Annotated in this window: 10 protein-coding genes and 1 pseudogene; 5 read left to right on the forward strand and 6 right to left on the reverse strand. The window is 72.1% G+C overall.

Going from position 1 to position 13,117, the window contains the following annotated elements; all coding sequences use genetic code 11:
• Window position 1: 1 nt before the first annotated feature.
• Entirely contained in the window at window positions 2-1,897 is a 1,896-nt protein-coding gene (locus QF034_RS28365) for an ABC transporter ATP-binding protein (RefSeq protein WP_307177575.1), read from the reverse strand.
• A pseudogene (locus QF034_RS28370) lies at window positions 1,894-3,712 on the reverse strand (ABC transporter ATP-binding protein). Before QF034_RS28370 ends, QF034_RS28365 begins: the two are co-directional and overlap by 4 nt.
• Before the next feature lie 218 nt (window positions 3,713-3,930).
• Here QF034_RS28370 and QF034_RS28375 point away from each other — a divergent pair.
• The 5 genes from QF034_RS28375 to QF034_RS28395 all read left to right on the forward strand — a co-directional run bounded on the left by QF034_RS28375 (window position 3,931) and on the right by QF034_RS28395 (window position 8,649).
• The gene (locus QF034_RS28375; protein WP_307177576.1) at window positions 3,931-4,836 is read left to right on the forward strand and encodes an ABC transporter ATP-binding protein; all 906 of its coding nucleotides are present in this window, start codon (window positions 3,931-3,933) and stop codon (window positions 4,834-4,836) included.
• The gene (locus tag QF034_RS28380) at window positions 4,833-5,582 is read left to right on the forward strand and encodes an ABC transporter permease (protein ID WP_307177577.1); all 750 of its coding nucleotides are present in this window, start codon (window positions 4,833-4,835) and stop codon (window positions 5,580-5,582) included. Before QF034_RS28375 ends, QF034_RS28380 begins: the two co-directional genes overlap by 4 nt.
• A gap of 26 nt (window positions 5,583-5,608) precedes the next feature.
• Window positions 5,609-6,859 carry a sensor histidine kinase gene (locus QF034_RS28385; protein WP_307177578.1) on the forward strand — a complete coding sequence of 417 codons (1,251 nt, stop codon included), beginning with the start codon at window positions 5,609-5,611 and terminating at the stop codon, window positions 6,857-6,859.
• A 25-nt stretch (window positions 6,860-6,884) separates the two neighbouring features.
• Window positions 6,885-7,553: a response regulator gene (locus QF034_RS28390; protein ID WP_307177579.1), complete on the forward strand. Its 669-nt coding sequence runs from the start codon at window positions 6,885-6,887 to the stop codon at window positions 7,551-7,553.
• Window positions 7,554-7,647: 94 nt separating this feature from the next.
• A complete protein-coding gene (locus QF034_RS28395; protein WP_307179997.1) occupies window positions 7,648-8,649 on the forward strand; it encodes a ScbA/BarX family gamma-butyrolactone biosynthesis protein in 1,002 nt (333 codons plus the stop codon).
• Between the two features lie 73 nt (window positions 8,650-8,722).
• Here the strand turns inward: QF034_RS28395 and QF034_RS28400 are convergent, their stop codons facing one another.
• The 4 genes from QF034_RS28400 to QF034_RS28415 all read right to left on the reverse strand — a co-directional run bounded on the left by QF034_RS28400 (window position 8,723) and on the right by QF034_RS28415 (window position 12,904).
• Window positions 8,723-10,177, reverse strand: a complete 1,455-nt coding sequence (locus QF034_RS28400) for an MFS transporter (protein WP_307177580.1) — start codon at window positions 10,175-10,177, stop codon at window positions 8,723-8,725.
• A 125-nt stretch (window positions 10,178-10,302) separates the two neighbouring features.
• The gene (locus tag QF034_RS28405; protein ID WP_086561640.1) at window positions 10,303-11,010 is read right to left on the reverse strand and encodes an HAD family hydrolase; all 708 of its coding nucleotides are present in this window, start codon (window positions 11,008-11,010) and stop codon (window positions 10,303-10,305) included.
• Between the two features lie 127 nt (window positions 11,011-11,137).
• The gene (locus QF034_RS28410; RefSeq protein WP_307177581.1) at window positions 11,138-11,836 is read right to left on the reverse strand and encodes an HAD family phosphatase; all 699 of its coding nucleotides are present in this window, start codon (window positions 11,834-11,836) and stop codon (window positions 11,138-11,140) included.
• Between the two features lie 75 nt (window positions 11,837-11,911).
• Complete coding sequence (locus tag QF034_RS28415; protein ID WP_307177582.1) at window positions 11,912-12,904, reverse strand: aldo/keto reductase; 993 nt, start codon at window positions 12,902-12,904, stop codon at window positions 11,912-11,914.
• Window positions 12,905-13,117: the final 213 nt, after the last annotated feature.

The following is a 13,117-nucleotide window of genomic DNA, read 5'->3' on the forward strand; positions in this document are numbered from 1 at the left end:
CCTACGCCAGGCTGTCCCGCCAGGCCCGGTGCAGATCCGCGAACCGGCCCGTGCCCGCCACGAGTCCGGCCGGTTCGCCGTCCTCGACGATCTTGCCGTGTTCCATCACCAGGACACGGTCCGCGATCTCGACGGTCGACAACCGGTGCGCGATGACCACGGCCGTACGGCCCTTCAGCACCGTCGCCATCGCCCGCTGCACCGCGCGCTCGCCCGGGACGTCCAGCGAGCTGGTCGCCTCGTCGAGGATCAGCACGGCGGGATCGGCCAGCAACGCCCGGGCGAACGCGACCAGTTGCCGCTGACCGGCCGAGATGCGGCCGCCCCGCTTGCGTACGTCGGTGTCGTAGCCGTCGGGCAGGGAGCTGATGAAGTCGTGCGCGCCGATCTCCTTCGCCGCCCGCTCCATCTCCTCGCGCGAGGCGTCCGGCCGGCCGATCGCGATGTTGTCGGCGACCGTGCCGGAGAACAGGAACGCCTCCTGCGTCACCATGACCACCCCGCGCCGCAGTTCGGGCACGGCGAGGTCACGCAGGTCGACGCCGTCCAGCAGCACCCGGCCCTCGGACGGGTCGTAGAACCGGGCCAGCAGCTTGGCCAGCGTCGACTTGCCGGCGCCCGTGGAACCGACGACCGCGACCGTCTGCCCGGCCGGGATCGTCAGGTCGAAACGGGGCAGCACCTCGCCGCCGGTGCGGTAGCCGAACCGGACGCCGTCGAAGGCCACCTCGCGGCCGGGGTGTTCGCTCTCGAGCGGCGGGAGCTGCCGGGGAGTGGCCGGCTCGGGGACCGACGGGGTCTGGGCGAGCAGCCCGGCGATCTTCTCCAGCGAGGCCGCCGCCGACTGGTAGGAGTTGAGGAACATCCCGAGCCGGTCGATGGGGTCGTACAGCCGCCGCAGGTACAGCACGGCCGCCGCCAGCACGCCGAGGGCCAGCGTGCCGTCCGCGACCCGGTAGGCGCCCCACAGCACGATCGAGGCGACCGCCGTGTTGGCGACCAGCCGGGAACCGGTGACGTACCGGGCCATCTCCAGCAGCGCGTCGCCGTTGGTCCGCTCGTGCCGCCGGTTCAGCGCGCCGAAGTCCGCGTCGTTGGCCGCCTCGCGACGGAACGCGCGCACCGGGCGGATTCCGTTCATGGTCTCGACGAACTTGACGATGACGGCCGCGATCGCCGTCGACCGTGCCCGGTACACCCGGCCGGCCCGCCGCTGATACCACCGCACGAGCGCGTAGAGGGGCACCAGGGACGCCACCGCCACACCGCCGAGGCCCAGGTCGAGCCAGAGCAGCATCGCCGAGATGTAGACGAAGGACAGGACGACCGTCACGAGCTCCTGGAGGCCCTCGTCCAGCAGCTCGCGCAGCGACTCCACGTCCGTGGTCGAGCGGGAGATGAGCCGGCCCGAGGTGTAGCGCTCGTGGAAGTCGACGCTCAGCGCCTGCGCGTGGCGGAAGATCCGGCCGCGCAGGTCCAGCAGCACGTCCTGGCTGACGCGGGCCGCGGCGGCGACGAACGCGAACTGGAGCCCGCCCGCGGCCAGCGCGCACGACAGGTAGCCGACGGCCACCGCGATCAGCGGACCGTGGTCCTGCGCCCGGAACGCCGGCACGGCACGGTCGATGGCGTACGCCACGAGCAGCGGGCCCGCCTGCACGACCGCCTGCTGGAGCAGCAGCAGGAGCGTCGTGACCGTGACACGGGCCTTCATGGGCGCGAGCAGGGAGCGCAGCAGGGCGGCGGTGGCGCCCGGGGGTGTGGGCAGGACGTCCCGGTCGAAGGGGTCGCCGGTGGCCGGGGTCCGGGCGCCGGGCTTCTCGGCGTCGGGCTTGCCGCCGTCGGGTTTCTCGTCGTCGGGTGTCCCGTCGGCCGGTGCGGTGGTCGCCGCCGTCATCGTGCGCCCTCCTGTTCGCCTGACGGTTCGCCCGGCTGTTCCCCTGACGGTTCGCCGGACATCAAGTGCGCGTACTCGGGGTTCGTACGCAGCAGTTCGTGGTGGGTGCCGACCGCGGCGATCCGGCCGCCGGACAGCAGGGCGACCCGGTCGGCGAGCAGCACGGTGGACGGGCGGTGCGCCACGATCAGGGCGGTGGTGTCCGCGAGGACCCGGCGCAGGGCGGCCTCCACGGCGGCCTCCGTGTGCACGTCCAGGGCCGACAGCGGGTCGTCCAGGACGAGGAACTCCGGCTGTCCGACGACAGCTCTGGCCAGTGCCAGGCGCTGCCGCTGCCCCCCGGAGAGGCTGTGGCCCTGCTCGCCCACCCGGGTGTCCGTCCCCTGCGGCAGCGCGTACACGAAGTCGGCCTGGGCGACGGCCAGGGCGCCCTCCAGCTCGGCCGGGCCGGCCGTGTCGTCGGCGCCCATGAGAACGTTGTCGCCGACCGACGCCGAGAACAGCGTGGGCTCCTCGAAGGCGACCGCGACCTTGGCGCGCAGCTCCTGCCTGGACAGGGTCGTGATGTCGACGCCGTCGAGGGTGATGCGGCCCGAGGTCACCTCGTAGAAGCGGGGGATGAGCGCGGTGAGGGTCGTCTTGCCGCTGCCGGTCGCGCCGACCAGGGCCATGGATTCGCCGGGGCGGACATGGAGGTCGACCTTGTCCAGGACGGGAGGGGAGTGGGGCGGGGCGTCGGGGTAGCGGAACGTGACGCCGTGGAAGCGCAGGCCTGCTTGAGCCGCGGGCACCGGCGCCGGGTCACCGGCAACCGCCCGCTCCTCCACCCCCTCGTCCATCACCTCGAAATACCGCTCCGTCGCCGTCGCCGCCTCCTGGCTCATCGCGAGCAGGAACCCGATCGACTCCACCGGCCACCGCAACGCCAGCGCCGTGGACAGGAACGCCACCAGCGTCCCCCGCCGACAACCCCCCGTCGGCCACCTGTACGACTCCGACCACCAGCGCCGCCCCGATCGCGACCTCCGGAAGCGTCACGATGACGCCCCAGATCGCCGCCAGCAGCCGCGCCTTGCGCAGCTCCGTGCCGCGCAGCGTCCCCGACAGCTCCCGGAACGCCCGGGCCTGGCTCCGGTGCCGGCCGAAGCCCTTGATGATGCGGATGCCGAGCACGCTCTCCTCGACGACCGTCGTCAGGTCGCCGACCTGGTCCTGGGCGAGCCGCGCCACCTTGGCGTACCGCTTCTCGAAGATCACGCAGGTGACCATGACGGGCACGGCGGGCCCGAGGATCACCAGCCCCAGGGTCCAGTCCTGGAGCAGCATGATGACCACGCCGACGAGGATCGTCACGCCGTTGACCAGCAGGAACGTCAGCGGGAAGGCGAGGAACATGCGCAGCAGCATCAGGTCCGTCGTCCCCCGGGACAGCAACTGCCCCGAGGCCCACCGGTCGTGGAAGGCCACCGGCAGCCGCTGGAGGTGCCGGTACAGGGCCGCCCGCATGGACGCTTCGACGTGGGAGAGCGGCCGGGCCACCAGCCACCGCCGCATCCCGAACAGAAGGGCCTCGGCGAAGCCGAGCAGCAGCAGGTACAGCGCGCCGAGCCAGACCCCGCCCGGTTCCCGGTCGGCGATCGGCCCGTCCACCATCCACTTCAGGACGAGCGGGATCACCAGGCCCACGCAGGAGGCGAGTATCGCGACGATCGCGGCGGTGAACAGCCGCACCCGCACGGGCCGCACGTACGGCCACAGGCGCAGCAGCGTACGCACGGTGGAACGGTCCTGGGCGGGGGCGGGTGTCGTGGCCATCAGCAGCGAGCCTACGGATCGCCACTGACACTGCCCACCGAGTTTTGGCCCTACCGGGCTCGGCCGTCGGTCCTACGACCTGGGGGTACCTCCTCGAGCGAAGCCGAGAGCTTGGGGAGCGTTCGAGAGGTCGTACGACGGCATCAGCCGATCGGCTGATGCCCGTTCGAGCGCGACGGCCGATGCGCCGGACCGGCCCGCCCCGGGACCCTCGACGCATGTCCGTCATCGAAGTCACCGACCTGCGCAAGGCCTACGCCGGCCGCCCGGCCGTCGACGGTGTCTCCTTCGCCGTCGAGGAGGGCGAGATCTTCGGCATCCTCGGCCCCAACGGCGCCGGCAAGACCACCACCGTGGAGTGTGTCGAGGGGCTGCGCGTCCCCGACTCCGGCCGGGTCCGCGTCACCGGCCTCGACCCCGTCACCGAGCACGAGGCCACCCGCCGCGTCCTCGGCGCGCAGCTCCAGGAGAGCGAACTCCAGGCGAAGCTCACCGTCCGCGAGGCGCTGGAGCTGTACAGCGCCTTCTACCCGAACCCGCTCGACTGGCGGCCCCTCGCCGAACGCCTCGGCCTCACGGCCAAGCTGACGACCCGGTTCGCCAAGCTCTCCGGCGGCCAGAAGCAGCGGCTGTTCATCGCGCTCGCCCTGGTGGGCAACCCCCGGGCCGTCGTCCTGGACGAGCTGACCACCGGCCTCGACCCGCGTGCCCGCCGCGACACCTGGGAGCTGATCGAGGACATCCGCGCGAACGGCGTGACCGTCCTCCTCGTCACCCACTTCATGGAGGAGGCACAGCGGCTGTGCGACCGGATCGCCGTGATCGACAAGGGCCGGGTGGCCGCCCTGGACACCCCGGCCGGCCTGATCCGCCGCTCGGCCGGCTCCACCGTCATCAGCTTCACCCCGTCCGCCCCGCTGGACGACCGTGACCTGAACGCGCTGCCCGCGCTCGCGTCGGTCGAGCTGAGGGACGGCCGCGTCACCCTGTCCGGCACCGACGAGACCGTCAACGCCGTCATCACCCTCCTGGCCCGCGCCCGCGTCACGGCCCACCAGCTCCGGGTCACCGACGCCACCCTGGACGACGCGTTCCTCGACCTCACGAAGGAGACAGCGGCATGAGCACGGCCCTGGTCGACACCGCCGTACTGAAGACCGAGATCCGCCTGTTCCGCCGGGAGCCCGGCAGCCTCTTCTGGATTCTGGTGTTCCCGACCCTGCTACTGGTGATCCTCGGCTCGATCCCGTCCCTGCGCGAGCCCGACCCGTCCTTCGGCGGGCTGCGCCCGGTCGACGGCTACGACCCGGTGAGCGTGCTGCTCGGCCTGATCATGGGCGGCATCCAGGCGATGCCGCAGACCCTCACCGGCTACCGGGAGCGCGGCATCCTGCGCCGGATGTCCACGACCCCGGTCCGGCCCGCCGCCCTGCTGTCCGCGCAGATGCTGCTGTACGGCGGGGCCGCCCTGGTGTCGGCGCTGCTCGTCCTCACGGTCGGCCGGCTCGCCTTCGCCGTACGGCTGCCGCGGCAGGCCTTCGGATACGCCCTCGCCCTGCTGCTGGCCGTGCTGGCCGCCCTCGCGCTGGGCGCGGTGATCTGCGCGCTGTCCCGGTCCACGAAGATCGCCGGTGCCATCGGGTCGGCCGTGTTCTTCCCGGCGATGTTCTGCGCGGGCGTGTGGATGCCCGTGCAGACCATGCCGGACGTCCTCGCCCGGTGCGTCGGCCTCACACCGTTCGGGGCGGCGGCCGAGGCCCTGAACCAGGCCGCCGCGGGGGACTGGCCGGGCTGGGGACACCTCGGGGTGCTCGTGGCCTGGACCGCGCTGCTGACGGCCGGTGCGGCGCGCTGGTTCCGCTGGGAGTAGGCGAAGGGGCCGTGCACACTGGGCAGATGACCACGGCGGACGAGCAGATCGAGCACCGTCAGAACCAGTTCCACACCTGGGGCGTCTACGGACTGCTCGCCGTCTCGACCCTCCTCTCGGTCGCCGCGCACGAGTTGATGACGAGCCCGGCCGAGTGGTACGCGGCCGGGGCGCTGGTCGTCGCCGCGGTGCTGCTCCAGCTGTGGCACGGACCCCGCCGCGGCCGCCGGACCCCGTCCGTCCGCGGGACCGCGTACTACTTCATGCGCTGGGCCGTCGCCTTCACCCTCACCTGGCTGAACCCGTTCTTCGGGTTCTACGCGGCCACCGGCTACTTCGACAGCGACGAACTGATCCCCGGCAGGCGCCGCCAGTGGCTCGGTCTCCTCGCCACCGTCGTCGTGGTGGCGGGCTCGCAGTCCGGCGGGATGCCGATCCGCAGCCCGACCCAGTGGCTGCTGTTCGGCGGGCTGCTGGTCGCGAACTTCGGCCTGCTGCTGGTGGTCGGCCACATTTCCCAGCAGGAGGAACAGCGCTCCCGCGAGCGGGCCGTCACCATCACCGAACTCGAACGCACCAACGCCGCCCTGCAACGGGCCCTCGACGAGAACGCCGCCCTGCACGCCCAGCTCCTCGTCCAGGCACGGGAAGCGGGTGTCGCCGACGAACGCCGGCGGCTGGCCGCCGAGATCCACGACACCATCGCCCAGGGCCTGACCGGCATCATCGCCCAGCTCCAGGTCGTGGCGAACGCGCCCGACCTGGCCGTGGCCCGCACGCACCTCGAACGCGCCTCGGACCTGGCCCGGCACAGCCTCGGCGAGGCCCGCCGCTCCGTGCACAACCTCGCCCCCGTCGCGCTGGCCGACGCCGGACTGCCGGAAGCGCTGAAGAAGACGGTCGCCGAGTGGGGCGAACGGACGGGCGTACGCGCCGAGTTCACGGTCACCGGCACCGCCGAGCAGCTCCACGAGGAGGTCGCCGCCACGCTCCTGCGGATCGTCCAGGAGGCCCTGTCCAACGCCTCCCGGCACGCGTCCGCCGGCCGCGTCGGCGTCACCCTGTCCTTCCTCGGCGACGAGGTGATCCTCGACATCCGTGACGACGGCCACGGCTTCGACCCCCTCACCGTCCCCGCCCGCACCGGCTCCGGCGGCTTCGGCCTCGACGGCATGCGTGCCCGCGCCGAACGCATCGCCGGCTCCCTCACCGTCGAGTCCGAGCCGGGCCACGGTACGGCGGTCTCCGCTCGCGTACCGTTGGTCCGCCATGACTGAAGACGCCGCTACGGGTGACGCCGCTATGGGTGACGCCGCTGCGGGTGACGCCGCGATCACCCTGCTCATCGTCGACGACCACCCCGTCGTACGGGACGGCCTGCGCGGCATGTTCGAGTCCGCGCCGGGCTTCCGGGTCCTGGGCGAGGCGTCGAACGGCGTCGAGGCGCTCTCCCTCGCCGCCGGCCTCGATCCGGACGTCATCCTGATGGACCTGCGCATGCCGGGCGGCGGGGGAGTGGACGCCATCCGCGCCCTGACTCGCACCGGCGCCCGTGCCAAGGTCCTCGTCCTCACCACCTACGACACCGACTCCGACACCCTCCCCGCGATCGAGGCGGGCGCCACCGGATACCTGCTGAAGGACGCCCCCCGCGAGGAGCTGTTCACCGCCGTACGGGCGGCGGCACAGGGCCGTACGGTCCTCTCCCCGGCCGTGGCCTCCCGTCTGGTCTTAGCCGTCCGCGCTCCCAGGGCGCCCGGCAACGAACCGCTCTCCGCGCGCGAACGCGAGGTGCTGGCCCTGGTCGCCAAGGGCACGTCCAACCGCGAGATCGCCCGCGAGCTGTTCATCAGCGAGGCGACCGTGAAGACCCACCTCACCCACCTCTACGCCAAGCTCGGCGTCAAGGACCGCGCGGCGGCGGTGGCGGTGGCGTACGACCGCGGGATCCTCGGCCAGCCCTCTTCATAGAGGCGTGATGGGCACGTGAGGGGTGCGTGAGCCGTCGCTGGGAGCGTGGCCGTCGTCAAGGACAGTCTGGAAAAAGGGGATTCGCGTGACCGTGATGGCCGAGACGGACCGTGTGGGGGCCGCGCTGCGTGCGCTCACGTTCGAGCACACCGTGGCGAAGGGACTCGTGCACCGGCGGGCGCTGTCGGAGGTGTTCCTGACCGACAGCAGGGCGGTCGACGACGACCACTTCGTGGCCGGAGCGCAACTGCCGCCGTCCCACGCCTACTACACCGACCACACGACCCGCACCGCGGTCGACCCGCTGTTCCTGCTGGAGTGCTGCCGCCAGGCCGAGACGCACGCGGTGCACGCGCACTTCGGGGCGCCGGACGGCACCAAGTTCGTCCTCCAGCAGTGGTCGATGGACCTGCCGGGCCTGACCGAGCTGGAGCGCGCCCACGGGCCGGCCGAGGTGACGATCGCGGTCACGACGCACGACGCGCAGTGGGTCGGGGGGTCGCTGCGCGGTCTGCGCTACCGCATGGCGATCGCCGTGTCCGGGCGTCCGGTGGGCGAGGTGACCATGCGGGTGAAGTACGTCGCCGACGGTGTGTACGGGATGCTCCGCGGCCGGCGGGACGGCGCGAGCACGCCGACGTCCGAGTCGTACCGCCGGACGGTCACGGAGGGCCGCGTGACGCCCGGCCGCGTGGGCCGGGAGCGGCCGGAGAACGTGGTGCTGCTCGACCCGGTCACCGAGGGCCGGCAGGTCCGGGCACGGCTGCTGGTGGCGGGCGGGCACCCCAGCCTGTTCGACCACGCCCAGGACCACGTGCCCGGCATGGTGCTGATGGAGGCGGGACGGCAGACGGCCCTGCTGACCGCCGAGGAGCTCTTCGGGGCCCCGGCGGCGGCGTGGTCGCTCACCGGGCTGGAGGCCTCGTTCAACGCCTACGCGGAACTCGACGAGCCCCTGACGGTGGTCGGCGACGGCCAGGAGCAGGCGGCCGACGCCGCCGGGACCGTCTCGGTCCCCGTGACGTTCGAACAGGGCGGGCGCAGCGTCGCCCGGGCCGCCTTCAGGCTGGAACGCGGCGGCAGCGCGGGACGGTGACACAAGAAGGACCGTCCGGACCCATGGGGTGGGTCCGGACGGTCCTTCTCGTTCCGTGGGGGAGCGGGGAGGGTCATCCCTCCTGAGCGGCGGAGGACTGGTCCAGGTCACGGTCACGGACCATGGTGAAGACGGCGATCGCCCCGGCGAGGGCCACGCAGGCCAGCACCACGTAGACGACGCTCCAGCCGTGCTGGAGACCCTGGACCGCCCGGTCCACCAGGTCCTGCCCGCCACCCGCGCGTACGGAAGCCAGCCGGCCCTGGACCACGTCGTCGGCCATCACGCCGTCGCCCGCGGGCAGTTGCTGACGCGTGGAGGTGAGCAGCAGCCCGCCCACACACGCCACGCCGATCGTCTCGCCGGCGACCCGGAGGGTGTTGAACATGCCCGACGCCATACCGCTGCGCTCGGCCGGCACCACGCTGACCGCCGCGTTGTCCATGACGCCGAAGGCGAGACCGATACCGACACCGGCCAGCAGCAGCGCCGCGTACAGCCCGGTACGGGACGACACCGGGTCGGTGAACGTCATCAGCAGCAGCGCGACGGCCAGCACCGCCGGTCCGACGGCCAGCAGCATCCGAACGGACAGCAGCCGCACCAGCGTGGGGGTGAACAGCGGCAGGACGAAGACCGGCAGCGTCAGCGGCAGCAGCATCGCTCCGGACATCGTCGATCCCGCGCCGCCCGCGCCCTGGAAGTAGGGCGGCAGGTAGACGAGCAGGGCCGCGAACGCGAAGACGATGCTGACCGGCTGCCAGATGATGGCGACGAACGTGGGACGCCGCAGCAGGCTCAGGTCGAACATCGGCTCGGCGACGCGCAGTTCGACCACGACGAACAGGGCGAGGAACAGCGCCGCACCCGCGAAGGAGCCGAGAGTGACGATGCCGCCCCACCCCTGCGAGGGCCCCTCGACGAAGCCGAGGGCGAGCAGCATGAGGGCCAGGGTGAAGGTCAGCACGCCGGGCAGGTCGATGCGCCGCGCACCCGGGTTCTTCGACTCGGGCAGCGGCCGGGCCAGGACGAGCACGACCGCACCGAGCAGGACGTTGACCAGGAACACGGCGTGCCAGGACGCGACGCCCACCAGCAGACCGGACACGAACGGGCCCATCGCCAGGCCGAACCCGATCGAGGCGCCGAAGATGCCGAAGGCCCTGGCCCGGGCGGCCCCGCTGAACGTGTGGGCCAGCAGCGCGGAACCGCTGGTCAGCACCGCGGCCGCGCCCATGCCCTGGACGAAGCGCGCCAGGTCCACGAGCAGGATGGTGGGCGCGGTGCCCGCGACGAGCGAGGCCAGCGCGAAGACGGCCGTGCCGCTCAGGAACAGGCGGCGGCGCCCGAAGAGGTCGGCCGCGGAACCGGCCGCGAGCATGAAGGCGGTGAACGCCACGTTGTAGGCGTTCAGCACCCACTGGGTGGAGGCGGCCGAGGCGTGCAGGGCGCCGGACATCTCGGCGAGGGCGACGCCCGGCCCCGTGACGGAGATGGGCAGCATCACGGCGGCCAGAGCGATGGCCACCAGCACACGCGTGGGATTGGGGGCGGTCTCCGCAGGGACGGTCCTGGGTGGTGACAGCTCGGAATCAGCAAGTGACTGGGACATCGAAACCTATCAATCCTGGGGCAACGGGGTCGGGTGCGTGGTCAGAGCCGGGAGGCCGGCAGCGGGGCCGGCCGGTCGTCCTCGGCGGTGAGGAGAGCGCCGAGCTCCGCGAACGAGGTCACCTGCGCGTCGATGAAGGACCCGAACGCCGACACGTCGTCGTCCGAGAAGACCGCGCCGCGCATCAGCACCGTGCGCAGACCCGCGATCTTGGCCGCGCGCAGGGCGAGCGGGGAGTCGTCCACCAGCAGCCACTGCCCCGGGTCCGCCTCGCCCTCGGCCGCGAGCAGCGCCGCGTAGGTGTCCGGATCGGCCTTGGAGGCGTGGTCGAGCGCCACGTAGTCCTCGGGCCGGAACAGCCCGTCGAGCAGCGAGCGGCGCGCGGTGGTGCGGTCCATCGTGGAGAAGACCCGCAACCGCACATCCCGCGCACGCTGCTCGGCGCAGAACGCCTCCACGCCCTCGCCGAGGGTCAGCGGCGTGCCCCGGACGGCGGTCAGCGACCTGAGCGCGTCGATCTCGGCGCTGAGGTGCTGCTCGATGCCGAGGCCCGCGAACAGCACGCGCAGACTCTCCCGCTGGGGAAAGGTGCTGATGGCCTTGAACTGCGTGACCGTCGCCTCGATCGGCAACTCCGTGTGGCGGTTGATGCCTTCGTGCAGGGCGAGCAGCAGCAGGCTCGACGCGTTCAGGCTCAGCACTCCGTCGAAGTCCAGCAGCACGGTCTGCGGGGAAGCGGCGCGGTCCAAGGCGTAACTCCTGGTGTGTGAGGGGCGCGGCCGGAAGGGCCGGGACCGCGCGGGGAAGGGGAGGGGCGCCGGCGGCGCCGGACCGGCCGGGGGAAGGGCGGTCCGGCACGTGGGGCGGTGCGTGGGCTCAGTCGCGCCAGACGGAGTGCGCGGCGGCCTCGGCGTCGAGGGTGCGCAGCAGTTCCTCGTCGATGGAGTGCAGCGAGTCGACGATGTGCCGGGCGCCGCTCTCGCGCATCAGCTGGGGCTGGAAGCTGTGCTCGAAGGAGCTGGGGTGGCCGATGAAGGGGATGTCGAGGGCCTTGGCGACCTCCGCCACCCGGGCCACGTCGTCGATGAACAGCACCTCGTCGTGCTTCAGGCCGAAGACCTCGGTGGTGATCTCGCGCAGGCCGGGGCGGAAGTCGTTGGTGCAGACGTAGCCGGGCTCGTCGAAGAGGTCGGCGTGCTCGCCCAGGAAGTGGTCGAAGTGCGACTTGTCGAGACCGCCGTAGCTGACCGTCTTCAGCCCCAGCCCGCGCAGCCGGCGCAGCAGGTCGATCGCGCCGTCGAGAAGCTCGACCGGGTGGTCACGGGTGTACTCCTCGCGCTCCTTGAAGTAGACGTCGATCGCCTCCTGGGCGGTCCACGGAACGCGCGCCGCGTTCGCCATGCCCTGGCCGCCGACCAGCTGCGGCTGGGAGAAGATGCTGCGCTCCACGTCGGCGGTGTACTCGCCGCCACGACTGACGATGAAGTTGTGGATGACGGGGCTGAAGGTGTCGTTCAGCAGGACGCCGTCGATGTTGACGGCGGCCAGCTTGAGCTGCTTGAGCTTGTCTGCCATGGAGTCCTCGTTACCTGGTGAAGAGAGTGAAGAGTGAAGTGAGCGAAGAGTGAAGTCAGCGGAGAGTGACGGGCGTCAGTGGCCGACGGTCGCCATGCCCGCGGGGTCGTAGCGCTCGCCGGAGACGACGTCGTGGGGCACCGCGGCCGACACGGCGGCCAGTTGCTCGTCGGTGAGCCGCAGTTCCGCGGCGGCGACGTTCTCGCGCAGATAACCGATCCGGCGCGTGCCCGGGATGGGCACGATGTCGTCGCCCTGGGCCAGCAGCCAGGCCAGGGCCAGCTGTACGGGGCTGCACCCGTAGAGCTCCGCGAGTTCGCGCAGCCGCTCGACCATCCGGACGTTGCGCGCCAGGTGCTCCTGCTGGAAGCGGGGGTGCGAGTGCCGGAAGTCCGTGGGGTCCAGGTCCTCGGGCCGGCTGATCGCACCGGTCAGGAAACCCCGCCCGATCGGCGAGTACGCCACGAGCGACGTGCCCAGCTCCCGGGCCACGGGCAGGACTTCCGCCTCCACCTCGCGGGTCCACAGCGAGTACTCGGTCTGCAGGGCCGCGATGGGGTGGACGGTGTGCGCCCTGCGCAGGGTCTGCGCGGTCACCTCGGACAGCCCCAGGTGCCCGACCTTGCCGGCCCGCACGAGCTCCGCCATGGCCCCGACCGTCTCCTCGACGGGGATGTCGGGGCTCTTGCGGTGGAGGTAGTAGAGGTCGATGTGGTCGACGCCCAGGCGCTGCAGCGAGGCGTCGACGGCCCGCCGGCAGTGCTCCGGGCTGGAGTCGATGTTCCGGCCCTGCCGCGGGTCGCTGTCGTCGCGCCGGATGCCGAACTTGGTCGCGAGGACCACCTGGTCGCGGCGGCCCGCGATGGCCCGGCCCACCAGGCGCTCGTTGTGGCCCTTGCCGTACATGTCGGCGGTGTCGAGCAGCGTGACCCCGCTGTCCAGGGCCGCCTGGAGGGTCGCCAGGCTCTGGGCCTCGTCGGTCGGACCGTAGAACTCCGACATCCCCATGCAGCCGAGACCGATGGCGGAGACCACCGGGCCGTTCGTGCCAATCCTGCGTTGCTGCACTCAGTTCTCCTCGTGCGCGGTCGTGAGCGGGGTCGTGTGAAGGGGTGTCCGGAGCACGTCGGCCTGCACCGCGGCACAGGGCCGCCCCCGGACGCATTCCAGGCTGGCAGCGCGCACTTACGCACCACTCATGTGCCGCTCACGGCCGACGTGAGCGGCACATGTCCCCTGCGTGGGCCGCTCGTGAGGGAAAGCGGAGCCCGCGTTGCCAGG

The organism is Streptomyces africanus, assembly GCF_030816955.1.
GTDB classification, from domain to species: domain Bacteria; phylum Actinomycetota; class Actinomycetes; order Streptomycetales; family Streptomycetaceae; genus Streptomyces; species Streptomyces africanus.